This is a genomic window from Flavobacteriales bacterium (assembly GCA_016715895.1).
Classification (GTDB): domain Bacteria; phylum Bacteroidota; class Bacteroidia; order Flavobacteriales_F; family PHOS-HE28; genus PHOS-HE28.
In genome coordinates this window covers 303654-327844 of sequence record JADJXH010000004.1, presented here as the reverse complement: position 1 = coordinate 327844, position 24191 = coordinate 303654, and the positions used below count along the sequence as shown (strand labels likewise).

At 66.4% G+C, this 24191-nt stretch carries 13 protein-coding genes; 7 read left to right on the top strand and 6 right to left on the bottom strand.

The window, feature by feature from the left end; all coding sequences use genetic code 11:
- Positions 1–41 precede the first annotated feature (41 nt).
- From IPM49_10015 to IPM49_10005, 3 genes are all read right to left on the bottom strand, one after another.
- Entirely contained in the window at positions 42–4646 is a 4605-nt protein-coding gene (locus IPM49_10015; GenBank protein MBK9274861.1) for a gliding motility-associated C-terminal domain-containing protein, read from the bottom strand.
- A 144-nt stretch (positions 4647–4790) separates the two neighbouring features.
- Entirely contained in the window at positions 4791–6359 is a 1569-nt protein-coding gene (locus IPM49_10010; GenBank protein ID MBK9274860.1) for an Ig-like domain-containing protein, read from the bottom strand.
- Positions 6356–6844: a GAF domain-containing protein gene (locus IPM49_10005; protein ID MBK9274859.1), complete on the bottom strand. Its 489-nt coding sequence runs from the start codon at positions 6842–6844 to the stop codon at positions 6356–6358. Before IPM49_10005 ends, IPM49_10010 begins: the two co-directional genes overlap by 4 nt.
- 135 nt (positions 6845–6979) lie before the next feature.
- Between IPM49_10005 and IPM49_10000 the strand changes: the two genes are divergently transcribed.
- Both IPM49_10000 and IPM49_09995 read left to right on the top strand, forming a co-directional pair.
- Positions 6980–9754: an SBBP repeat-containing protein gene (locus IPM49_10000; protein MBK9274858.1), complete on the top strand. Its 2775-nt coding sequence runs from the start codon at positions 6980–6982 to the stop codon at positions 9752–9754.
- On the top strand, positions 9754–11199 hold the full coding sequence (locus tag IPM49_09995) for a hypothetical protein (protein ID MBK9274857.1): 1446 nt from the start codon (positions 9754–9756) through the stop codon (positions 11197–11199). The genes IPM49_10000 and IPM49_09995 overlap by 1 nt, the downstream gene beginning before the upstream one ends.
- Before the next feature lie 14 nt (positions 11200–11213).
- Here IPM49_09995 and IPM49_09990 read toward each other — a convergent pair whose 3' ends face one another.
- On the bottom strand, positions 11214–11924 hold the full coding sequence (locus IPM49_09990; GenBank protein MBK9274856.1) for a ComF family protein: 711 nt from the start codon (positions 11922–11924) through the stop codon (positions 11214–11216).
- Between the two features lie 86 nt (positions 11925–12010).
- Between IPM49_09990 and IPM49_09985 the strand changes: the two genes are divergently transcribed.
- Complete coding sequence (locus IPM49_09985) at positions 12011–12925, top strand: hypothetical protein (GenBank protein ID MBK9274855.1); 915 nt, start codon at positions 12011–12013, stop codon at positions 12923–12925.
- Between the two features lie 14 nt (positions 12926–12939).
- Here IPM49_09985 and IPM49_09980 read toward each other — a convergent pair whose 3' ends face one another.
- On the bottom strand, positions 12940–16485 hold the full coding sequence (locus IPM49_09980) for a hypothetical protein (GenBank protein MBK9274854.1): 3546 nt from the start codon (positions 16483–16485) through the stop codon (positions 12940–12942).
- A gap of 71 nt (positions 16486–16556) precedes the next feature.
- On the opposite strand from IPM49_09980, the gene IPM49_09975 reads away from it, so the two are divergent.
- Entirely contained in the window at positions 16557–18290 is a 1734-nt protein-coding gene (locus IPM49_09975; protein MBK9274853.1) for an ABC transporter substrate-binding protein, read from the top strand.
- On the opposite strand, the gene IPM49_09970 is transcribed toward IPM49_09975, so the two are convergent.
- Positions 18280–19023, bottom strand: coding sequence for a hypothetical protein (locus IPM49_09970; protein ID MBK9274852.1), 744 nt, complete (start codon positions 19021–19023; stop codon positions 18280–18282). The two genes, IPM49_09975 and IPM49_09970, sit on opposite strands and share 11 nt — an antisense overlap.
- Before the next feature lie 98 nt (positions 19024–19121).
- Between IPM49_09970 and IPM49_09965 the strand changes: the two genes are divergently transcribed.
- The 3 genes from IPM49_09965 (at position 19122) to IPM49_09955 (ending at position 24158) form a co-directional block, all read left to right on the top strand.
- On the top strand, positions 19122–20072 hold the full coding sequence (locus IPM49_09965; protein ID MBK9274851.1) for an OmpA family protein: 951 nt from the start codon (positions 19122–19124) through the stop codon (positions 20070–20072).
- 58 nt (positions 20073–20130) lie between these two features.
- Positions 20131–21252, top strand: a complete 1122-nt coding sequence (locus IPM49_09960; GenBank protein ID MBK9274850.1) for a bifunctional 3-deoxy-7-phosphoheptulonate synthase/chorismate mutase type II — start codon at positions 20131–20133, stop codon at positions 21250–21252.
- Positions 21253–21344: 92 nt separating this feature from the next.
- On the top strand, positions 21345–24158 hold the full coding sequence (locus IPM49_09955) for a VCBS repeat-containing protein (protein MBK9274849.1): 2814 nt from the start codon (positions 21345–21347) through the stop codon (positions 24156–24158).
- Positions 24159–24191: the final 33 nt, after the last annotated feature.

Below are 24191 nucleotides of genomic sequence, written 5' to 3'. Positions count from 1 at the left end.
CCGGGAGAACCCCGGCCCTTCGCAGCAACGGTCGCCCGTCGTCAGCGGATCAGGGTCACATGGCCCACGCTCTCCTTCTCCGCGCCGATCATGCCGTTCACGTCCTCGATGAAGCGGTACTTCAGCTTCCACACATACACGCCGTCCTGGACGTCCGTGCCGTTGCGCTTGCCATCCCATCCCACTTCCGCATCCTTGCCGGCGAAGATCTCCTCGCCCCACCGGTCGAAGATCTTCATCTCCATGGTGGCGATGTTGTAGCCGCTCGGCATGAACAGGTCGTTCACCCCGTCACCGTCCGGCGTGAAGCTGTTCGGCACGAAGCACTGCGGAGGGCAGTACTCCACCACTTCGATCGAGTCGGTGATGGTGCAGTTCAGCGGGGTGGTGATGTCCACGATGTACCAGCCGTAGGTGTTCACCTCGATGGTCTGTGTCTCCTCGTCGGTGCTCCACAGGTAGGTGCAACCGGGGTTTCCGGCATCCAGGAGGGTTTTCTTCGGCCAGTGGTCCAGGCAGATCACCTGCTCCTCCTCGGTGATGATGTTCGGCAGGGGGTTGAAGACCACCTCCACGGTGTCGCGCGTGGTGCAATACCCGTTGAACACGTCCACCCACACCTGTTGCGTGGTGGTGACGAAGGTCGTCTGCGTCAGGGCGCCGTTGCTCCAGATGTAGGCCTGGCCGGGGTTGCCCGCGTTCAGGTCCATGGTGTCGGTGTCGCACAGCGCCGTGTCCGGACCAAGGTCCACGATGGGGAAGGGGATGATGTCGATCACCGCATCGGCGGAATCGACGCACCAGGTGGGCGTGGTCACCACCACCGAGTAGGTCGCGCTCACGCTGTCCACCTGGATGGCCTGGGTGGTCTCACCCGTGCTCCAGAGGTAGCTGCTGCCCGCGTTGCCCGCGTCCAGCGTGATCGTCTCGCTGATGCACACCGTGGTGTCGCGCAGGTCGATCACCGGCAGCGGGTCGAACACGACGTTGATGCTGTCGGTGTTCACACAATCGTTCCCATCCGTCACCTCGACCCAGTACAGGTCGTTCGTGCTCACCGTGATGGCCTGCGTGACGGCCGTGGTGTTCCACAGGTACTGGCTGCCCGGGTTGCCGGCGTCCAGGGTCCAGTTCTGTCCGATGCACAGCGAGGTGTCAGGCCCGAGGACGATCACCGGCAGGGGGTCCACCGTCACGTTGGTGGTGAAGGTGGCCTGGCAGCCGAGCGTGTCGGTGATGACCACGGTGTAGGCGCCCGCTGCGGAGACGGTGATGCTCTGTGTGGTGGCGGTGGTGCTCCAGGCATACGTGCTGCCCGGGTATCCTGCATCGATCACCATGCTCTGGCCCGCGCACAGCGACGAGTCGGAGATGAAGGTGAGGTCGTCGAAAGGAACGTTGATGTTCACCGTGTCACGGGCCGAACAGCCTAGGGCATCCTGCACCACCACGATGTACTGGGCGGTGGAGTCGAACGTGATCACCGGGTTCGCGGTGTTGGCCCCCACGAGCTGGTTCGTCGGGGTCCAGCTGATGATGGCCCCCGGCACGTTGTGCTGCACGTCAAGGACGAAGCCCACCGGATCGCAGAGCGAGGTGTCCGGGGTGGCCTCCACCACGTAGGCCGTGCTCACCGTGATGTCAATGTCCTCCGTCAGCACGCATCCACTGATGGTGTCCGTGACGGCCAGCACATAGGTGGTGGTGGTCAACGGCGTGGCCGTGGGATCCTGCACGGTGCCGTCGCTCAACGAGCCGGCAGGCGTCCAGCTGTACACCAGGTTGGTGGTGTTGCCGGCGATGGTGGCATCGAGCAGGGTGCTTTCCCCCTGGCACAGGTCGTCATCCGGTGTGGTGATCGTCAGCCCCAGCAGTTGGTTCACGGTGATGGTCACGCTGTCGGTGGCGCTGCAGCCCTGGCCGGTGGTCACCGTCACGAAGTACTCCGTGGTGGTGGCCGGTGTGGCGATGGGTGATTGGACGAAGGTGGCCGAGAGCGTGCCGTTGTTCGGGGTCCACGTCCAGGTGTGGTTGGTGCCCGAGCTCGGCGCTGCATCGAGCTGGATGCCGCCCAGGTCGCAGATCGCGGTGTCCGGGGTCATGGCGATGCTGAACGGCGCACCCACCTCGATGTACACCGAGTCCTGATAGCTGCACTGGGTGCCGGTGAGCGTGCTCTGCACATAGTACCACCCCGTGCTGGTGGGGTAGGCCATCGGGTTGGTGATGTTCGCCGCGCTGAGGGTGGCGGCGGGCGACCAGTTGATCGTGAGCCCCGTGGTGCCTTGGGCGCCGATGGCGACGTTGTCCAGGCTCCAGTTGTCGTTGCCGGGGCCGCTGCTGGCCAGCTGCCGCCAACGGAAGAGGGTGGCTCCCGTCTGCGCGGCAGGGGGAATGGGGTAGCTCACCGTGGTGAAGTTCGGGTAGAGGTACTCCCAGAGGGTGGCCATCACGGTCCACGCACCACCGCCGTTCGTGGAGTATTCCAGCACCACGTCCTCGCCCGGGTCCGCATCGTCGCAGGGCGGGGCCGCCGCACCGATCTTGATGGCGAAGCTCACACTGCCGCCGTTGATCACGTTCATCGCACCCGTGGTGGCCTGCCGCGGATTCACGCCGTCGAAATAGAGCGCATCGCCGAACACCGATCCGCAGGCATTGCTGATCGTGCCGCCCTGGATCGAGCTCCACATCGGCGAGAACACCAGGTCGAAGGGGTCCTCGGCGATGATCTGGTGCACCTGCAGGTCCAGCTGCGAGGAATCACCCAGGCACAGGGCGTCCACGGCCGTGCTGGCCTCGTAGAGCAGGATGTCGCCCTGGATCACGTCGATGTACACGCTGTCCAGGCTCACGGCGCACCCGTTCAGGGTGCTCACGCTCACATAGAACCAGCCGCTCTGCGTGGGCGTGGCGATCGGGTTCTGCAGCGATCCATCGTTCAACTGCGGGTCCGGCCACCAGTTGTAGAGGTAGGTGCCGGGTGGGTCCACATCCACGTTCAACTGCACCGTCTCATACTCACAGATCGTGATCGAGGCCGGTGAAGGCACCCCATTGGCGGTAGGTGTCAGCAGCGGCGGCGTGTCCACTTCCACGCTGAAGAAGTACTGCTCCTCGCACTGGCTCAGGTTCTCATAACCCGTGACCACGTACACGTCACTACCGGGGGGCGTGAAGGTGTAGGAGAACCCGTAGTGCAGGGTGTCCGTCGGGTCGGAGATCACCGTCCAGAACGGGTTGAAGAGCGGGTTGGGCGGGGCCAGGGTCAGCGTGCCGGTGCTGTCCACACCACAGAACACCGAGTCGATGTTGATGGGCGGCAGCGGGGTGAAGGAGCCCACCGAGTAGGCGTAGCTCTCCGCACTGCCCATGCCGTACACATAGGCCGACAGGCCACCCGGGCAGGTGAGCGTGTGGCTTCCCTGGGTCAGGGGCACGCTGGCATAGGCCGCTGTGGGGCAGGCCGGGTAGGCCGTGAAGCTGGCCGCCGGCACCAGCACACCGTCCAGCGAGACCTGGTTGATGTTCGCCGTCTCCGTGATGATGTTCAGGTAGTGGTTCGTGATCACCGTGGACGACACCGTGCTGAAGGTGATGTTGTCGATCTGCTGCTCCTCGGCGTTCAGGATCAGCAGCGCAGGGTCGCCGTTGCCGCTGCAGGTGATGCCCTCCATGAGCTGCGCCACGCTGAAGGGCACGTTGCCCTCGAAGCAGGCCGCCTGTCCGTAAGCGTTCACCTCGGTGAACTGTCCGGCGTTCAGGTTGATGGGCGGACCACCGTTCACCGTCACCACCGTGCCGTTCTGATCGGCCAGGATGCGGTATGTGTAGCCCGTGGTGGTGGAGTAGGGGACGGAATAGTACTTCCGGCCCCACACGTTCCTGGGCAGGTTCTGTTCCACCACGTGGTCACAGGCGTAACAGCCGGTGGGGATGTTGGTGCACACCGAACCGCTGAAGACCGCGAACGGCCTGCAACTACCGCTCTGCGCCGTCCCGATGATCGTCGTCCCGGTGAAGTCGTCTGTGACGTTGGTTCCTGCCGCCTTCACCTGGTAGGTCTGCCCGGAGTCCAGCTGCACCGTCCATGGCACACCGGCCACGTGGCCACCCTCGGTGTTCACCGTCGTGGTGATCTCCACCTCGGTGTCATCCTGGGTGGAGACGATCAGGAACTCGGAGGCGAGGCCGGCCACACCGGATAGACCGCCATACGCGTGGATCCGGTATTCGGTGCCCAGGGACTGCACAGGATACACCGTGGTGCCGTCCGCCGTGTACTGCTCGAAGTTGATGGCGAACACCGCCACCGTGTCCTGCGTCTGCACCAGCACCGACTTGTTGTCGATGATGTCCGATTGATAGTGCATCGCAGTGGCGATGGGGATCGTCACGGTGGTGGTGACGTTCGGGCTCACGTTGAACGCCTGCGTCCAGCCCACGAGCGGCATGGTCACCACGCCCACCGTGGCCACGGGGGAGCTGATGAAGATGTCCAGGCTCTGGGTGGGGTTGCCCTGGTAGTTCTGCATGAAACCGAGCCAGAACTCCTTGCCCATCGTAGGCACCACACCCTGGCCATGGACCTGGCCCAGGCTCAGCACCGCCACCACGGGCAGTGCGCACAGAAAGGATCGCATCATCATCGTCAGGTTCGTTCGGGTCTCAAAGGTCGGCCGGTGCTGAAAGGTACCGCAGGGAACGGGAACCGGTCGTGCACAGCCGCTGGTGGACCGACTACATGACGCGAAGGGTCCGCCCGGCGTTGCCAGCCGCAGAAAAACATCTCAGGGCAGGGTCCAGTTCACCTCCAGGTCCCAGCCGGCGCGCACGTTCACGGGCTCGGGATGGGTCAGCACGGGCTCCGGCAGAGTGCCCTCCCGCCAGCGTCCGGGGTCCCAGCGGCCGTTCCCGTTGGCATCCCGCACCACGCGGATGGCGTAGGTGCCGGCGGTGAGCCCCTCCCACACCACGCTTCGCAGCCCGCCGGAGAGCGGCTGCCGGCGCACGGCCCGCCCCTGGGCATCCTGCAGCAGGGCGATCAGGGCCTCCTCGGATCCGCCGTCGAACGTGAGCTTCAGGCTGCCGAACGTGTCCGGGTCAGGCGCCGCCAAGGCCACCGTGGTGCTGTCGTTCCAGCCGCCATACAGATCGTGCACGGCCTTGGTTTTCAGCAGGATGGAGCCCGACGGTCCGGCCTTCGGCCTGATCCAAAGCACGCGTCGGTCGGTCGTATCCCGCTCCACCGCGAAGCGCACGCTATCCGCCCCCGGGCCGGTGGCCGCGATCCGATCCGTGTCCACCCGGTCGATCGGACGGGAGGCGCGCAGGGGCACCCCCTTGGGCCCGGGGCCACCCGCGCGCAGCACCAGGTTGAAGGGGGGGCGAGGCGGCCTGCGATAGGTCACCGTGTCCGCCGGGGCGGTATCCGGCCTCAGGATCACGCGCACGCCGTGCAGCAGGGTGGTGTCCTGCGGCCACGCCAACACCGTGTCCCTTCCGAGGCCCCACTCCAAGGTCCAGACGGGACGGGGCCCATCCGCCGGGGTGAGCACCGAGAGGCTGTCCACCGGCTTGCTGAACACCAGCTGCAGCGCGCCTTCCGGCAGCACTCGGTCGTCCATCACCTGCGGCTGAAGGCCCGGCTCGCGGTACAGTTCCAGCACATGAATGGCACTGTCGCCGGGCAGCGCCACCACCGCGGTGTCGCAGGCGATCTCCTCGCCGGGCAGGTCGTAGCGCAGGTTGCCGTTCATGTCGCGCAGCGCGCGAAGGGCGTAGCGGCCCCCGGCCAGGTAGCGCAGCCGGAAGCGGCCCTCGGCATCGGTGCGGGCGATGTAGCGCGGGCGGCCGGTGGTGAAGGCCGCGGTGTCGCCTTCGGCGTAGAGCAGGACGGCCACGGCCTTTTCCGGCATCCCGGTGTAGGCGTGGCGCACCGCTCCGGCCACCTCCAGGCTGTCCACCACATCGCCCGTGGCCACCACGTGCACCAGCTCGTCCGCGGCGTTGCCTTCGGTGAGGTCCACCACGGCCTGGCCCAGGTTGATCACGTAGGTGGTGTTGGGCAGCAACGGGCCGGGCAGGTCGATCCGCACGTCCCGCGGACCGGTGCGGGTCACCTCCAAGGGGGTCTCCAAGGGTGGTGACACCACCACGTTATCGCGCACCTTGCGCAGGTCGATCCGTTCGTCGAACCGCAGGGTGATGGCCCCGCCCGTGAAGCCCGTGGTGCCGCTCGGTGGTTCGGCGGACACCAGCTGTGGTGGATCCTCGTCCTTGGGGCCGCCGGTGGGGTCGCGCACCTGGGCACAGGCTGCTAGGAACACCACCAGGGCGGTCGCCGCGTGCCGGCTCATTCGAAGAGGGGTTCCAGCAGGGCGCCCACCTGCGCCAGGGCATGGGCATCCACCTCGCTGAAGTCGTTCAGCATGCTGCTGTCGATGTCGAGCACGGCGGCCACGTGCCCGTGCCGGTCGCGCAGGGGCACCACGATCTCCGACCGGCTCAGGGGGCTGCAGGCGATGTGCCCGGGGAACTGCTCCACATCGGGCACCACCAACGTGCGTTCCTGCTGCCAGGCCGCCCCGCACACGCCCTTGCCGAAGCCGATGCGCATGCAGGCCACCGGCCCTTGGAAGGGACCCAGCACCAGCTCGGCGCCCAGCACGCGGTAGAAGCCCACCCAATGCCAGCCGAAGGCCTGGTGCAGGGCGGCGCTCACGTTGGCCATGGCGGCGATGGGGTCACGTTCCTCCGCCAACAGCGCCCGCAATTGGGGCATCAGCGCGGCGTAGAGCGACACCCGGTCCGTGGTGGCGGGCAGTGAAAGCGTGGTCTCCATAGGGGGAAGGGCCGCAAAGGTATCTGAGGGGGCGGGGTGGGGCGGACCGGTCGTTATGGATCGAGGAACGGTGGATAAAAAGTCGATCATTCGTGATCAACAGGCCTTACTTTCGGGACATCAACCCGCATCACCATGGAACAGCAACTTCGACCCGTATCGTTCCTTGTTGCATGGATATTGGCCGCAGGCCCGTTGTGCGCACAGGTTCCCGATTTCTTCGGCGATACCGTGGGGAATGCTTGGTACACCCTGAACGCCGGGCAGCTCCTGAACGATGATGGCAGCGTGAATGAGGATGTGATCGCCTACACCGGTGGCACGCTGCCGCGCGTTTATGTGCAGACCGGTACCCGCTCACGCTTCGTCCTCGCCCAACGCGACACCTCAGCGAGCACACCGGACACCTTGCGCTCCGTGGAGCTGGCCCTTGTGGGAGAATCCGCGAACGAGGAGCCGATCATCGGCCATGCGGCCGAACTGCCTTGGGTACAGAACTTCTACTTCCCTTGGTGTACATCGGCCACCACCGGACTGCATCCCAAAGGCCGCATCATCAAGAAAGAGGTGTACCCCAAGATCGACCAGCATTTCTACGGCGGCCGCTCCGGGCCCAAGATGGCCTTCGTGTGCCAGCCGGGCAGCGAACCCGGGCAGATCATCCTCCAGTTCACCGGGCAGGACAGCCTGAACGTGGACTGGCAAGGGGCCCTGCGCATGTACTTCGGTGAGAAGTTCCTCCGCTTGGAGGAGGCGATCGCCTTCCAAGTGGACGGCCAGGGGACCATTGTGCCAGTTTATTGGAGCGCCGAGTACGAGCACGTGCAGGGCAGCACGCAGGTCACCTTCGACTTCGGCCCCTACGACATTCACCTGCCCCTCATCTTCCAGATCGGCCCGCCGCCCTTGGGCGCCTGGGAACCCACCGACCCGCGCAACCTCGGCTGGAGCACCTATGTGGGCGGCAACGATGCCGATGAGCTCACCGCCGCTGATGTGGACGAGGACGGCAACGCCTACGTCTGCGGGTATGCATACGAGTCGCACTTTCCGATCGGTACGGGAACGCAGTTCTATCCACCTGCCTTCGACAACCTGATGGGCGGCGAGGATGCGGTGGTGATGAAGTTCGAGGGCAGCACCAAGCGCATCCTATGGGCCACCTACCTGGGCGGTGGCGCGGCCGGCGGCGGCGCGGCCGACCTGGACAAAGCCTATGACCTGGCCGTGTACCGCGGACCCGACACCGACAAGGATTATGTCTTCGTCACCGGAAGTACGGTGAGCTTGAATTTTCCTTTGCAAGCTTGGCCGGGATCGGCATTTGCGAATGCGGATACCGATCCTGTTCAGGTCTGGTCCAAGCCGAACGCCTACCTCAGCGCGTTCCGGAAACTGGATGGGCGCATGGACTGGAGCACCACGCACGGCGCCCCGCTGGGCGATGTGTGGCTGGCCGAAGGCATGGCCGTGGACGTGGATGCGGACGGGATCGTGGCCTGGGGCGGCCGCCTGAGCGAGACGCCGCTGGACCCCTTGCAATACGATTATCCGTATGTGACGCCGTCGGGCGCCTTCAGCAAGCCGGTAGGCGGGGGCTTCTTCACCCTCTTCAACAGCGCTTACCAGGCCGAGTGGCGCACCCCCTTCGGCAGCATGGGCGAGATCACCGGCCTGGCCGACCTGCGCCTGCTCAACACCACCCAGGGCCGCTACGCCTACCTCACCGGCACCACGGCGGGGCTGGCGGACCCGGCGCTCTTTCCCCTGGACGTGGTGGACCTGCCCGGCACGGCCGACTTCTACCAAGGCACCCCCGGCGGCGGCCAGCGCGATGCCTATGTGGACCGCTTGAACCTGGACGCCTACCAGATCGAATGGTGTACCTACTGGGGTGGCAATGGCCGCGAACTGGGGCTTGCCTTGGAGGTGATGAGCAGCGAGGCCTTCGGCACCTTCATTTGGGTGGGGGGCACCACCCGCAGCACCAACCTCACCGCCGCCCAGCTGCCCGCCGGTGGTCCCATCGCCTTGCACCAGGATGTGCCCGGTGGCCAGGGCGATGGCTACCTGCTCAAGTTCGGCCACGGCAACAGCGCCCTGCTCTGGGGTAGCCTCTACGGCGGCGAGGGCCCCGATGCCGTGCTGGACCTGGAGGTGGACCCGGCCTGCAACGCAGGTGGCACCGGCTGCCGCCTATACGCCACCGGGGAGACCGGCAGCGCCACCGGCATCTGGCATGCCGGGGCGGGCACCCTGTACGACCAGCCCTTGCTGGGCACCTTCGGTGGCGACCGGCGCGATGCCTTCGTGCTGGCGGTGAACGGCGCCACCCAGGAGCCCATCTGGACCACCTACTGGGGCGGCATCCACGCCGATCGTGGCTGGGGCGTGGCCGCCAGCGTCACGGAGCTCTACCTGGCCGGCGGCGCCATCAGCGACCAGCTGAGCTTTCCCCTGCGCGAGTTCGATCCCCTGAGTCCGCTGGATTGGTACGATGGCGACCTCACCAACAACCTGGGCGGTGGTTATGGCTGGATCTCCACCAACAACACCCACTACTACAACCCCATCGACGACTTCTTCGCCACCGACCCGCATCCCGGCCACAGCCACGATGGCTTTATCTGCAGCTTCGGGCTCTCGCCCAACCTGAGCGTGTCCGAGACAGCCCCTGAGGACCAAGCCCCGTGGTTGATCCCCCTGGAGCCCGGGCGGTGGCAGGTACGCTTGCCCCAGGGCCATGCGGGCCGCCTGGAGCTGTGGGACGCGCGGGGCCGCTTGGTGCAGATGGTCGCCAGGGCGCAGGACGGGAATGTGGTGGACCTGGCCGACCGCGCACCGGGTGTGTACCTGGCGCGTTTGGTGGAGGTGAGCGGTGCGGTTCGATCGGTTAAGGCCCTGCGGTGATGAGGAGCGCCAGGACCTTGGCGGTGCTGCTGATGTGCGGTACCGGAGCGGCGGGCATGGGGCAGTACTGGGCACCCTTGCAGCCCTTGGCAAAGCTGCACTCGCAGGTGAATGTGGTTTACGGGGACAGTGTGTGGGATAAGCTCTTAGTTGGCGGCAATTTCAAGTGGGCTGTAGTGGGGGCTGATTCGATCTACACCGCTGGTGCGGCCATGTGGGACGGGGCAACTTGGTCTGCACTGCCTGCTCCGGTGGGCGTTTGTGGTGGCGGGAATATTTGTTCGAACATGTACGAGTTCATGCGGATCGACGGCCGCTTGCACGCAAATGGTGCATTCGTTTTTTGGGACGCCGATTCGGTGGTGAACGAGTCCTTTGCCCGCTGGAACGAGCAGACCAACGGGTGGGAGCGCCTGCCCTGCGTGAACCCCGGCGTGGGCGGTATGGCCACCCTGGTGCCGCACTTTCCGCAGGACACCATGTACCTCACCGGTTACCGGGGCACTCTGTGCGGCTACGACAGCAGCTGCGTGTTCGCTTACGTGGGCGATACCATCGTGCCCAGCCCCTACCGGGCGCCGGTGCTGCACCACGGGCCCACCAGCTACGTGGGCTTCGCCTTCAAGTACCAGGGCGTGCCCTACATCACCGGCCTGTTCTTCGACCCCCTGCAAGGGCAGCACTACAGCTTCATGCGCTGGAACGGCGCGGCCTGGGAGGCTGTGCCGGGGTGGAGCACCCTGGACCCGATCAAGGACGTGCTGATCAAGGACGGCTGGCTGTACGTGTGCGGGTGGTTCTTCGAGGCGGGCGGAGCGCCGGGCAACATGGTGGCGCGCTTCAACGGAACCCAGTGGCAGACCCTGGGTAGTGGGCTGCTGGCGGCGCTGCCCGCAAGCACGCAAGGCGTGGCGCTGGACCTGCACGCGTGGAACGGCGACCTGTACGTGGCCGGGCAGTTCAACTACGCCGGCGGGGTGCCGGCGGAGAACGCCGCGCGCTGGGACGGCAGCCGCTGGTGTGGCCTGGGGGGCAGCTATGCCATGCAAACCCCGGGTGGAAAAGCGAACGGGTTCACCGTGTGGCGCGATGAGCTGTACATGTCAGGCGGTTTCATCACCATCGACGGCGACACCCTGTGGCACGTGGCGCGGTGGCTGGGCCAGGTGGAGAATTGCAGCGCCCCGGTGGCGGTGATGGAAGCGGCGGAGGATGACGAAGCCCCCTGGTTGATCCCCCTGGAGCCCGGCCAGTGGCGGCTTCGGCTGCCGGCAGGTGTGGTGGGCCAGTTGGCCGTGTGGGACGCGCAAGGCCGCTTGGTGCTGATGCAAAGCCATGCCCGCGACGGCCACGTGGTGGACCTGGCCGCAGCTGCACCAGGCGTGTATCTGGCGCGTTTGGAGGAAGCGAACGGTGCGGTTCGATCGGTGAAGGCCCTGCGGTGATGGGTTGATCGCCCTCACGCCGTCGCCGCCGTGCACACGCTCACCCGCAGGTCGGGCACGCGCAGCAACGCACGGATGCATCCTTCCAGGGTGGCCCCCGTGGTGACCACATCATCGACCAGCAGCACATGCGCACCGGCGAGCGACCGGGTATCGCCCAGCTCGAAGGCCTCCTTCACGTTGGTCCAGCGTTCCCAGCGGCCTTTGCGGGTCTGGGTGGTGGTGCGCACCACGCGCATCAGCCCCTGGTCGGGCAGGCGCAGGGGCCACACTTCGCGAAAGCCGTCGACCAGCACCTGGCTCTGGTTGTAGCCGCGCTCGCGCAGCCGCTGCGGGTGCAGCGGCACGGCCATCACGTGGTCCACGGTGGCGAAGCGGGGGCTGGCGCGCAGGGCTTCGGCCATCCACCGGCCCATCTCGAGCCCCACGGCGTGGTCACCCTGGTACTTGAGGCGGTGCAGCATCCGCTGGGTGCGGCCCCGGCGGTTGAACTGGAGCAGGGCCGCGGCGGCCTCCACCATCACCTTGCCGTGGAAGAGCCGCTCCACCCGGTTGTCCGCCTGCAGGTGCATGCCGGTGCGCGGCAGGTCGTGCACGCAGGGCAGACACACGGCTTTCTCATGCGACATCAGCGGACGGTCGCAGGCGCTGCAGCGGCGCGGCAGGAACAGGTCCACGGCGTCCAACACCCACCGGCCGATGCCCGCCGTCGAGCGCTGGTCCATCCCGGTCGATGTGTTGATAATTGCCATCGAAAGCCCTGAAGGCCGCTGATCACGGGGGTAATTTAGCCGCCCGAGCCCGAACCCCCATGGACCAGACCTCCAGCCCCTCCCAACCCGCCAAGCCCCGCTCCAACGTCGCCTTGCTGGCGTTGGTGGTGTTGCTGCTCATCAGCAACGTGGTGATGCTCTATCTGCTCATGCAGAGCAAGCGCCAGGAGGAAGTGACGCAGGGGGAGGTGGTGAAGGTGACGAGTGAAAAGGAGAACGTGACGCGCATGCTGGAGGACATGCTGGCCCAGTACGACACGTTGGAGACGGAGAACGAGCAGCTGAACGTGGAGATGGAGGCCCAGAAGCAGCAGATCGAGAACCTGCTGGAGCAGGTGAAGAAGGGCAATTACAGCCTCGCCAAGGCCCAGAAAGAGGCTGCCACGCTGCGCAAGATCATGAAGGGCTATGTGGCCACCATCGACTCGCTCAATCAGGTGAATCTGCAGCTCACCGCCGACAAGGCCAACCTGACGCAGGAGCTGGGGACCGTGAAGGGACAGAAGGACGCGCTGGAGCAACAGACCGCTGAACAGCAGGCCCTCATCGCCAAGGGCTCGGTGCTCACGGCCACCACCATGAGCGCCGGCGCCGTGATGCTGCGCAACAACGGCAAGCAGGTGGACACCGACCGGGCCAAGAAGGCCGAGATGGTGAAGTGCTGCTTCACCATCGGGGAGAACCGGGTGGCCCGCACCGGCGACAAGACGCTGTACATGCGCATCATCAGCCCGGACGGCCAGGTGCTGCCGGCCAGCGAGTCCAACAACCGCTTCCAGTTCGAGGGCGTGGAGGGCGAGTTCAGCGTGAAGCGTGAGGTCAACTATCAGGGCGTGCCGGTGGATGCCTGCATGTTCTGGACCGCGAGCGGCGAGATGCCCACCGGTCAGTACATCGTGGAGGTGTATGAGGGCGGGGGCAAGGTGGGGCGTGCCACCTTCGACCTGAAGTAGGGCGTTCCAGGCGTTCAGAAGAAGGCGCGGATCTGCGCGCCGCCCACGTGCACCGCAGGGGTGTTCTCGCTCTTGCGTCCGTTGTAGGTGATGTCCACCTGCAGGTTCTGGTTCAGCCGCCGTTGGATGCTGAGGCTCCAGGTCCAGTTGGTGCCCACCTTCAGGCCCGCGAGCATCTCGTTGCCCAGGCTGGTGTTGGGGTCGCCGTCGTAGCGGATGTCCACCAGGTCCAGGTTGAGCTGGATGCTGCCCTTGCCGGCGGTGTTCCAGCGGGCCTCCAGACCCAGGTTCTGCACGGTGGCGGCCTCACCGCCCAGTTCCTCGCGGTTCAGCTTGTCGGTGTAGCGGTAGCTCAAGGCTGCGCGCAGGTCGGTGTTGGGCCTCCAGGTGATCCGTGGCCGGGTGGTGTACTGGCGGATGCTGTACGTGCGGCCGCTCAGCAGATCGGAGGCGTTGGCCACCCGCCCGGCCTCACTCTCCAGGTCGGCTGTCCACTGCTGGGTGGCGTTCCAGCGGATGCGCACCTGGTTCAGCTCGCGTAGCCGTGATTCGAAGCCGTTCAACAACAGGGTCTTCGTGCGGTCGCTCTGGAAGGTGTGGTCCACGCTCCACTTGGGGCTGGTGCGGTCGTAGAACAGGGTGTTGCGCAGCGAGCTCGTGAAGGCGGTGAGCAGCGTATCCGCCGGATCGATGCGGAAGGGGTCGAGCGCCTGCCCCAGGTCATCGGTGCTCGTCTTGCGGTCGCTGCGAAAGGAGGCCAGGTCGGAGAACTTGGCGATGAACCGGCGGATGCCCGTGCGCCCGCCCCAGGCCACCGACGGCCGCAGGTCCAGCGAGGCGCTGAGCTGGTTGCTGAAGGTGCGCGAGTAGGTGTTGCTGGGTACGAACACGCGCACGTAGTTGGCCTCGTAGCCGAAGTTGGCCTGCTCGAACTCGTTGAGCTCCTTGATGCCGTTGCCGTTGTAGTCGTTCCAGATGTACAGGCCCTGCCCGGCGGGCACCTCCACGTAGAGGAACTCGCGCTGCTGCTCCAGCCCCGACCCCAGCTCATAGAACAGGTCCCACACGGCCACGCCCTTGCCCAGGGTGAGGTCGTGGTCGATGCGCATCAGGTAGGTGTCCTCCGGCCGCTGGGTGGTGAGGGTGCTGTCCACGATGCGGAGCTGCCGGTAGGTGAAGGTGGTGGCCAGCCGGTGGCGGGCATCGCGGCCCACGCCCAGGGTGGCCGTGCCGGCCGTGGCCACGGTGCTGCGGGCGAGCCCGCCGTCCCGCAGGCCCTGGTCGTAGCGTTGGCCGCCGCCCACGCGGAAGGTGGTGCGGGCCGTGTCGCGGCTCTGGATGAAGGCCTCCCAGTCATAGAACTGATAGCTGCCGGCCAGCAGGGCCGAGCCCGTGTCCGCCCGAAAGCGGTTGCGCTCGTGCTCATCCTGCACGCCGATGGTGAACCAGCGCATGCGCCGCGCCAGCCGGGCCTTGTGCCGCATGAACTCGGTGCGCACCGGGTCCGTGGTGGTCAGCAGGCTGGCGGTGCCGGTGAGGTCGAAGCGGCCGGGGTGCAGGTCGCTGATCAGGTCGTGGCGCCATCCGGCGTAGCGGTCGCGCACCTGAAAGGTGTTGATCACATAGCGAAGGCGACCGGCCTTGCCCGCCCGAAGGCCCACGCCCAAACCGGCCAGCAGTTGGTCGCCGTCGAGCGGACGGCCCACGGCGTTCCAGTTGCGCTCGAACTCCACCGCACGGTACCGTTCCACGGGGGTGAAGGAGGCGGTGAGCGCCTCGGTCTCCAGCCCCAGCTCCAGCGCCCAGGTGCTGTCGGCCGCACGCAGGGGGATGGCCTGGTCCGCCTTCACCCGTGCGGCGAAGGCCTGGTCGTCCGCCGCATCCCGGCTGCTGAAGGTGTTGCGGTCGTAGCGGCCGTAGGCCAGTTCGGTGCTCAGCCTCAGCCCGCCGGCGGTGCTGTGGTCCGCGCCCAGGGTCACCACTTGTTGGGAGCGGGGCGGGATCAGCACACGCACCGGGGCATGGTCACCGCGCCGCACGATGGCACCGCCCACCGTGTCCGGCGCCACCCAGCGGAACACCCGGCCGTTGGGCGTGAACTCCTGCTGCACATAATCGCCCAGCCCGGCTCCGACGGTGGAAAAGGTGATGCGGTACCGCGCGCTGTCCGGTGAGGTGCTGTACACGTACACCGGGCTGTAGCCCAGGGAGTCCACCGCCTTGTACAGCACCTGGTCGGGGTTGTAGCCCACGGTATCCACACCGGGCGCCACGGCGGCCAGGGGGTCGTCGCCCGCTTCGGCAAGGGCCCGTTGCTCCTCGTCCGTGAGGTCCTGCTGCAGCGGCTGCCCCTTGTGGTCCTGCTCGCTGAACACATTGAGCCGCAGCGTCGTCCGGCCGCGCGTCCAGGTGTCGTCCAGCCGCACCAGCGTGCGCATGTAGTTGCGGTCCGAATACTGGAACTCCACCGTGATGCGGCGGTCCTTGGTGATCAGGCGGCGGGCGGTGAAGGTGAGCTCGGCGGTGTTGTAGTCGATCACGTAGTCGTTCTCCTGGCCGCGCACCAGTTGCTGGCCGTCGATGAACACACGCTCGGTGCCCGAAAGGATGATGATGAAGGTCTCACCGGCATCACCGCGCAGGCGGTAGGGGCCCTGCACGCCTTCGACCCCCTGGATGACATTGCGGGCGAACTTGCCCTTGGAGATCGCGACGGAGGTGCCCAGCGCATTGGTGGCCTTCGCACCCTTGATGCGGGTGTTGAACGAGAGGCCCTTCGACTTCTTGAGGTAGGTGAGGAAGTGGCTGTTCGGGCGCTGAAGCACGAAGTCGCCGGCGATCAGCTCCCAGTTCTCCTCGAACAGCTTGATGAACACCTGGTCGAAGTCCTGCAGCTCCAGGGTGTTCCCCTCGGCCTGGATGGGGATGTTGTTGTCCGTGATCGAGGCCTGCACCTGGATGCGGTCCGTGATGCGGCCGCTCAGCTCCAGGTTCAGCGAGGAGTTCACCGACAGGTCCTGGTTGTTGCCGAAGAGGATGCCGCGCGAGATGCTGCCGCTCTTGTTGAGGCCGGCGTTGCCGAAGAGGTCCTCGCGCTGCGAGGGCGCCTCGTACTTGAACGGGTCCCGCCGGTCGGGGTCCTCGCTCAGCAGCCGCATGCGGTCCTTGTGCCGCCGTTCACCGGCGAAGAGCAGGGGCCACACCCGGTACCGGGCGATGAGCGTGTCGCCGACCGCGCCGCCGATCACCCAGAGCCTGGCGCGGTAGGGGTCGAGCCAGTGGTCGGTGGACGGCATCTCGACGCCTGCCCGCCACAGGGAAAGGCTGCCCGGTGCGATGCTCAGGGTGTCGAGCACGAGGGTGTCGCCGGTGAGCACGATGCTGCGCGTGCGCCGGTTGTCACCGGGGCCCTGACCCAGGACCTGCAGCGCCGGCACCAGCACCAGCAGCAGGGGCAGGAGCACGACCCCCCGGGAACGGGCCGGACGTGGTGCGGTGGTGGAAGGGTGGCGCCCCAAGGGCGGAAAATTACCCAGCCCGTTCACGCAGCCGGTGCCCATCAAGATCCGATCGTTGATGAGCGGCCCGGAGGCCGCTGACCTTCCGCTGAGGGCCCGGGTACATTTGGCCGGTGACCTTGGAGAACGCACGGAACCCGTGGCTGTTGTGCACCGCGGCCCTGGCCCTGCTGATGGCCTGCGGTGGCGACGGTGAGGACCGCGTTCGGCGCGTTCAAGGAGGCAAGCAGTACGGCGGGGTCTTCAACATGAACGAGGCCGGCGGGGTGCGCAGCATCTTCCCGCTCCATCTCTCCCAGGCCGCCGAGCATCGCATCGCCTCGCAGATCTATCAAGGCCTGGTGCGCTTCGATCCGGCCGACCTGAAGGTGCTGCCCTGCCTGGCCGAACGCTGGGAGGTGGATGCCGACGCCACCACCTTCACCCTATACCTGCGCAAGGACGTCCGCTTCCACGCGGATCCGGCGCTGACCTCCGAGGACGACCGCCTGGTGGACGCGGAGGACGTCCTGTACTGCTTCCGCGCGTTGTGCACGGCCGACCCTGAGAACCGCATGTTCTGGTTGTTCCAGGACAAGGTGCTCGGCGCCAACACCCACTATGCGAACACCGCCGCCGGCGGCGACCGGGAAGCGCCCATCGCCGGGCTTGAGGTGCTTGATCGGCACACCTTCCGCATCAAGCTGGCCCACCCCAACGCCGGTTTCCTGCAGGTGCTGGCGCACCAGGGCTGCTGGATCTATCCGCGGCAGTTGGTGGAGGCCTACGGTGATGACCTGATGGCGCACGCCATCGGCACGGGACCGTTCAAGTTGCGCACCTATTCGCCGGCCGAGGCCTTCGTGCTGGAGCGCGACCCCGATCACTGGGACCGCGACGAGCATGGCAACCCGCTTCCCTTCCTCGATGCCGTCCGCATCACCCTCGACCCCGACAAGAACAAGGAGCTTGAGGCCTTCCTCGCCGGGCGCCTGTCCTGCCTCACCGAACTGCCGGTGGACCGCCTCGGCTTGGTGAAGGACTCGGTGGATGCGTCCGGCCGGAAGCGGTTCATCCTCCAGTCCGTCCCGGGTTCGGCGGTGCAGTTCTATGGCTTCAACCTGCACGCCCCCCCGTTCGAGGACCCCCGGGTGCGCCGGGCCTTCAGCCTCGCGATCGACCGGCGCTATCTGGTGGACAGTGTGCTGGGCGGGCTGGCCGTGCCCGCCGAGCATGGCCTGGTGGCGCCCGGCCTGTCCGGTTACCCCTACGATGTTGTCGCCGGGCACGGGTTCGACCCCGAGGCGGCGCGGGCGCTCCTGGCCGAGGCCGGCTTCCCCGGCGGGAAGGGCTTTCCCCAGGTGGTGCTGAACGCCAGCCCCGGCTTTGGGTACATCCAGGTGGCGGAGGCCGTGCAGGACATGCTGCAGCGCCATCTCGGCGTGCCCCTCATCCTGTCCGTACTGCCCATGGACCAGCACTACACGTCCATCGAGCGCGGACGCGCACGCTTCTGGCGCGAAGGCTGGGTGGCCGACCTGCCGGACGCCGAGAACTTCCTCTCCCTGCTGTACGGCAAGAACGCCCAGGCGGACACGGCCCTGCCCACCTACCTGAACACCACCCGCTATGCCGATGCGCGCTTCGACTCCCTCTTCGCCGAAGCGCAGCGCACCGTGGATGACGCCCGGCGCATGCAGCTCTATGCTGCCGCGGAGAACAAGGCCATGGCCGATGCGCCGGTGACCCCGCTCTACCACGAGCGTACCATCCGGTTGCTGCGACCCGATGTGCGGGACATGCCCTTGAACGCGATGGACCTGCGCGACCTGGGCCGCGTGTGGTCCGATCCCGGCGTCAGCCGCTGAACCGGTCCCCCGCCACTTCCGTGGCGATGAAGCGGTGCACCAGCTGCTTGGCGAGCGGCATGAAGGTCTCGATGTGCGGCACCTCCCAGTCGCACTCGAAGCCGAAGGTGGCCGGCACCGGCAGGTGCGGCCGGCCGGCGATGAGCTCCGCGCGGATCACCTCGTACGTGGTGCGCAGACCCAGGGGCCGGCTGCCCACGTAGTGCGTCACCACGCTGCGCCAGTGCAGGTCGACATCCGCATCACGCAGCAGCGAGACCGAATAGGTGTAGATGCGCGCCTCAGGGCCCTGGCGAAGCAGCAGGTAGCCCGCGCGCGGATCGAGCGGAAGCACCCCCACCGGCCCGAACTGGATGTGCTCGCGGATGCGCTCGCGCAGCTCGCTGCCCTGGGCCAGGTGGTCGCGCAGCTCCGGAACGGCATCGTCGATCACCTCATCGATCACCCCCAGCGCACCGGTCGGCTCGGGCAGCGGGGCATACGCCACGGTGCCCGTGCGCGGGTCTAGCCCGGTGATGTCCCGCGGCATGGTGGCCCGCAGACCCTCCGCGCGCTGCTGTAGTTCGAGCAGGTCGTTCAGGTGGTCGGCCACATCCAGCAGGTAGGGGTAGAGCTTGCGCTCGGCGAACCGCTGCCGGACCCGTTGCAGGTAGGCCAGCAGGGTATAGTGCTTCAATTCCCGGTCGATCGCCGGGATCAGGATCCAGTCCTTGGGCAGCTGGGCTTGGGCCATGGCTTGTACGATGAACGGCGTGTTCACAAAAAAGGTTGCTCCCTGGTGATGGCGCACGCGGGGGGGCGGGACCTTTGTGTGAACCGAAAGGTAATGTCATGAAGCTTCGTTCCATCGCCCCGGCCGCCCTCGTGTTCACCCTGTTGTTCACCGCCTGCGTGCCGCAACGCAAGTACGAGGAGCTCCAGTCCTCCATGGACGCCATGCGCACCGAATCCGAGGCCGCGCTGGCGAAAGCGCGTGACGCCCAGGCGACCCTGGACGCCCAGGCCAACGAGATGAGCGACCTGAAGCGTCGTGTGAAGCTCTTGGAGCAGGACACCACCACGCTGGGCACCTCCCTGCGGAAGATGCAGCAGCAGTATGACAAGATCAATGCACTGAACGACGAGCTCCTGGACAAGTACAACAAGCTGCTCGCGGGCGACCGCAGCGAGAACCGCAAACTGCTCACCGATCTGGAGGCCCTGCGCCTCGACCTCCAGAACAAGGAGGACTCCATCGCCCGCAGCAGCAAGCGCCTGGCCGAGCGCGAGGCCCGGTTGTCGGAACTGCAGTCCGAGCTGGACCGCAAGGACGCGGCCATGCGCGACCTGAAGGACCGTGTGAGCCGGGCGCTCACCGGGTTCGAGGGCAAGGGCCTCACCGTGGAGCAGCGCGACGGGCGCATTCACGTGAGCCTGGAGAACAAGCTGCTCTTCCCCAGCGGAAGCGCCACGGTGGACAAGCAGGGGCGCGACGCCCTGGTGAAACTGGCCAAGGCCATCGAGTCCGACCGCGACATCAGCATCCTGGTGGAGGGCCACACCGATACGGACAAGATCCTGCCGGGCAGCACCTACAAGGACAACTGGGAGCTCAGTGTGGAACGCGCCACGAGCGTGGTGCGCATCCTCCAGGAGGGCAGCGCGATCGAACCGCGACGGATCACGGCGGCGGGGCGGAGCGAGTTCGTGCCGGTGGACCCGGCCGATAAATCGAAGAACCGCCGCATCGAAGTGATCCTCACCCCGGACCTTACCGCGCTGTACAACCTGGTCAAGGACTGATCCGGCCTGGGCCCACGCCGCGAACAATGTCCCGGGGACAGCGGTCTACTTTTGCAGCATGAGCCGCCTTACGCCGGAACTGGACCCGCTCCCCCTGGACCAATGGGGTCTGGGTTTGGAGCGTCCACTGCACATCGCGGGACCGTGCAGTGCCGAAAGCGAGGAGCAGGTGATGGCCGTGGCCGCAGGCATCCGGCGGCATGCCCCCCGTGTACGGGTGTTGCGCGCCGGGGTGTGGAAGCCGCGCACCCGGCCCGGCGCCTTCGAGGGGGCCGGCGAACCCGCGCTGCGCTGGCTGCGTTCCGCGGCCGATGCCACCGGATTGCTGGTGGCCACGGAGGTGGCGACACCCCACCACGTGGAGGCCGCGCTCAAGGCGGGGATCGACCTGCTCTGGGTGGGGGCCCGCACCACGCCCAATCCGTTCAGCGTCCAAGCCATCGCCGACGCCCTTGCCGGGGTGGACGTGCCCGTGCTGGTGAAGAACCCCATCAACCCGGACCTGCCCTTGTGGGTGGGTGCGCTGGAGCGTCTGCACCGCGCCGGCATCCGACGCATGGCCGCCGTGCACCGCGGATTCAGTTGGTCGGGGCATACCCCGTTCCGCAACACCCCGATGTGGGAGTTCCCCATCCGGCTGATGGCCGCCTGCCCGGGGCTGCCCATGGTGTGCGACCCCAGCCACATCGCCGGCCACCCCGACCGGCTTGCCGATGTGGCCCAGCAGGCGCTCGATCTCAACTTCAGCGGGCTGATGGTGGAGGCGCACCCCGATCCGGAGCACGCCCTGAGCGATGGCGATCAGCAGGTGACCCCTGAGGCCTTGGGCGCGCTTCTGGCCGGTCTGGCGCATCGCGAAGCAGCCCCGGGCCCCCGGTTGCGGGATCTTTTGGACGAACTGCGCGATCAGATCGACCAACTGGACGCGGACATCGCCCAGAAGCTCGCCGAGCGCCTGGACATCGCCGAACGCATCGGGTTGTACAAGAAGGAGCACAACGTGGCCATCCTGCAGCCCGAGCGCTGGGAACGCATCATGGCCGCCCAGCACGACCTGGGCCGCCGCTCAGGCCTCAGCCCGGCCTTCGTCGAAGCCTTCATGAACGCCGTCCATCAGGAGAGCATCCGACGACAGACCGAAGCCTGGGAACGCGCCCTCGAACCCGCGGCAGGATCCTAAGCACCTGCCAACGATCAGTTGTCCGGCCTGCGGTAGCCGCCTAGCTTTGGGGGATCCGCAAGGAACCGAACCACCCAACCACGAACATTCACATGGTCCATCGTTACTCATCCGCGGCGGCGCTCCTGTTGTCCGCGACCGGGCTTTTTGCGCAGCCCGTGTTCACCAACCAGTCGACCAACCTGTCGCACAACGCAAGCAGCGGAGGTTGCATGGCCGTGGTGGACATGGACTTCGACGGGCTGGATGACATCGTGCAGCTCGACATGAGCAAGCATGTGTACATCCTGTACCAGAACCCCGACCACTCCTTCACCACGATCGATTACGGGGTGGTGGACGGCAGCAACCAATGGGGTTGGGCCATCGCGGACATGGACCGCAGCGGCCACAAGGACATCATGAGCGGCGTGTCCGTCACGCGGTACCTGCGCATCACCTCGCGCGGCGTGTCCCAGCTCGTCGACCTCAATGGTCCCACCATCTTCCACCAGGGTGTGAGCATCGCCGACATGAACGGGGATGGCTGGGCCGATCTGTACGCCTGCAACGATGTGGGTCCGAACAACATCTGGATGAACGACGGCACGGGGAACCTGCTCTACGATGGCAACTTCATCGACTGGAACACGAACCCGGCCTCGGACATGAGCGGGAACTACGCGAGCGTGTTCACCGATTTCGATGACGACGGCGACATCGACCTGCACATCAGCCACTGCCGCCAGGGCGTGAACAACCCGAACGACCCCCGGCGCTGGGACCGCCTGTTCGTGAACGACGGCAACAACAACTACACCGACCTGGCCATCAACTACGGTCTTCAGAACCGCGAGCAGGTGTGGACCACCGACTTCGGCGATTACGACAACGACGGCGACCTCGACGCCTTCAGCACCACCCACAGCACCACGCTGATGCTGTTCGAGAACGACGGCACGAACAACTACGTGAACGTCACGGCGGGCAGCGGCCTGGACTCCTACACCGGCTTCTTCCTGCAGGGCCTGTTCCGCGACCTGGACAATGACGGCTGGCTGGACATCATGACCGGCTCGGCGGACTACTACTTCAAGGGCAACGGGGACGGCACGTTCACCGAGGTGCCCTCCATGTTCCCGTCCGGCAAGAACATGCTGAGCTTCGCCTTCGGCGACCTCAACGAGGACGGGTTCACGGACGTGTACGCCAGCTATGGGGATGCCTATGTGGACGGCGACCCCAGCTTCCCCGACCGGCTGTGGATGAACACCCCGAACGGGAACCACTGGCTGGACATCGATCTGGTGGGCGTGCAGAGCAACAAGGAGGCCATCGGTGCCAAGGTGAAGATCTGGGGCCCCTGGGGCATCCAGGTGCGCGAGGTGCGCAGCGGCGAGAGCTATGGTGTGGTGAACAGCGCCACCCTCCACTTCGGCCTCGGTTCCATCACCGAGGTGGACAGCCTGGTCGTGCAATGGCCCAGCGGTGAGGTGGACAGCTACACCGACATCGACGCGGACCAGACCATCACCCTCCTCGAAGGCATCTGCATCGCGCCGGTGGCCGAGATCGCGGCGGGTGGGGATCTGGTCGTTTGCGCAGGCGGAACCCCGCTGACGCTCACGGCGAACCCCGGCTTCCAGTACACCTGGAGCACCAACGCCACCACCCAGAGCATCGACGTCACCGCAGGGGGTACCTACACGGTGACCATCGATGATGGTACGGGCTGCTGGAGCCAGGCCTCGGTGACCGTCACCGAGAACCCCGATGAGACGCCGACAGTGACGGTGAACGGCGAGACCACCTTCTGTGAGGGAGGTGCGGTGGAGTTGACCTGTTCGCCGGCGAACGGCTACACGTGGAGCAACGGCGCCACCACGCAGACGGTGCAGGCCACAGCGGACGGACCGATCACGGTGACCGTGGCCGGTCTTTGTGGCAACTTCACCTCCGCCCCTGTGGAACTGGAGGTGATCGACACGCCTGATGCACCGGCCACCACGGGCGCCACGATCCTGGGACCGGGTACGGCCGATATCAGTGCCACGGGCGCGGCCATCACCTGGTACGATCTGCCTTCCGGCGGCACCGCACTGGGCGGCGGCAACACGTGGACGACGCCCTTCGTGAACAGCACCACCAGCTTCTGGGCCGAGGATGTGAACACCTTCGGAGGTGGCGCGGCCAGCGGAGGCCGTGTGGACAACACCACCAGCGGTCAGTACCACCAGAACGATGGCTTCTACCTGCTGTTCGATGCGTATGAGCGCTTCACCATCAACACGGTGAAGGTCTACTCCAACACCGCCGGTGTGCGCACCATCTCGGTGATCGACATGAGCGACAACAGCACGGTGGCCAGCGTCACGCCCAACATCCCCACCGGCACTCAGGTGGTGACCCTCGGCCTGGAAGTGCCGGGCCCCGGGAACTATGCCCTGCGCTGCGTGGGCACGCCGAACCTGTGGCGGGACGGCCTCGGCAGCAATCCCACGTACCCCTACGCCCTGGGCACCCTCGGCGCCATCACCGGCACCAACATCGGTGGGCAGAACGCCCTGCAGTACTATTACTTCTTCTACGACTGGCAGGTGGAGGCCTTCGGCGTGGACTGCGCCAGCCCGCGCACCGAGGCCATCGTCACCGTGAGCTCCGTGGGCATCGGGGAGAACGATGGTGCGGATGCACTTCAGCTGATGCCCAACCCGGCCGATGAGTCCGTGGCCGTGGTGTTCCCCGCCAGCGAAGCCCGCGTCACCGTCGAGGTCTCCGACCTCAGCGGTCGTGTGGTGCGCAGTGTGGGCGGTGCCGGCAACGCGGGACGCCTCACCTTCGATGTGAGCGATCTGGCCGCAGGACAGTACATCGTCCGCCTCGCCTCCGCCGATCGCCAGCGCGTGACCCGCTTGACGGTGCGCTGATCGATCGTCATTGAGTGAATGGAGCCTCCGGCC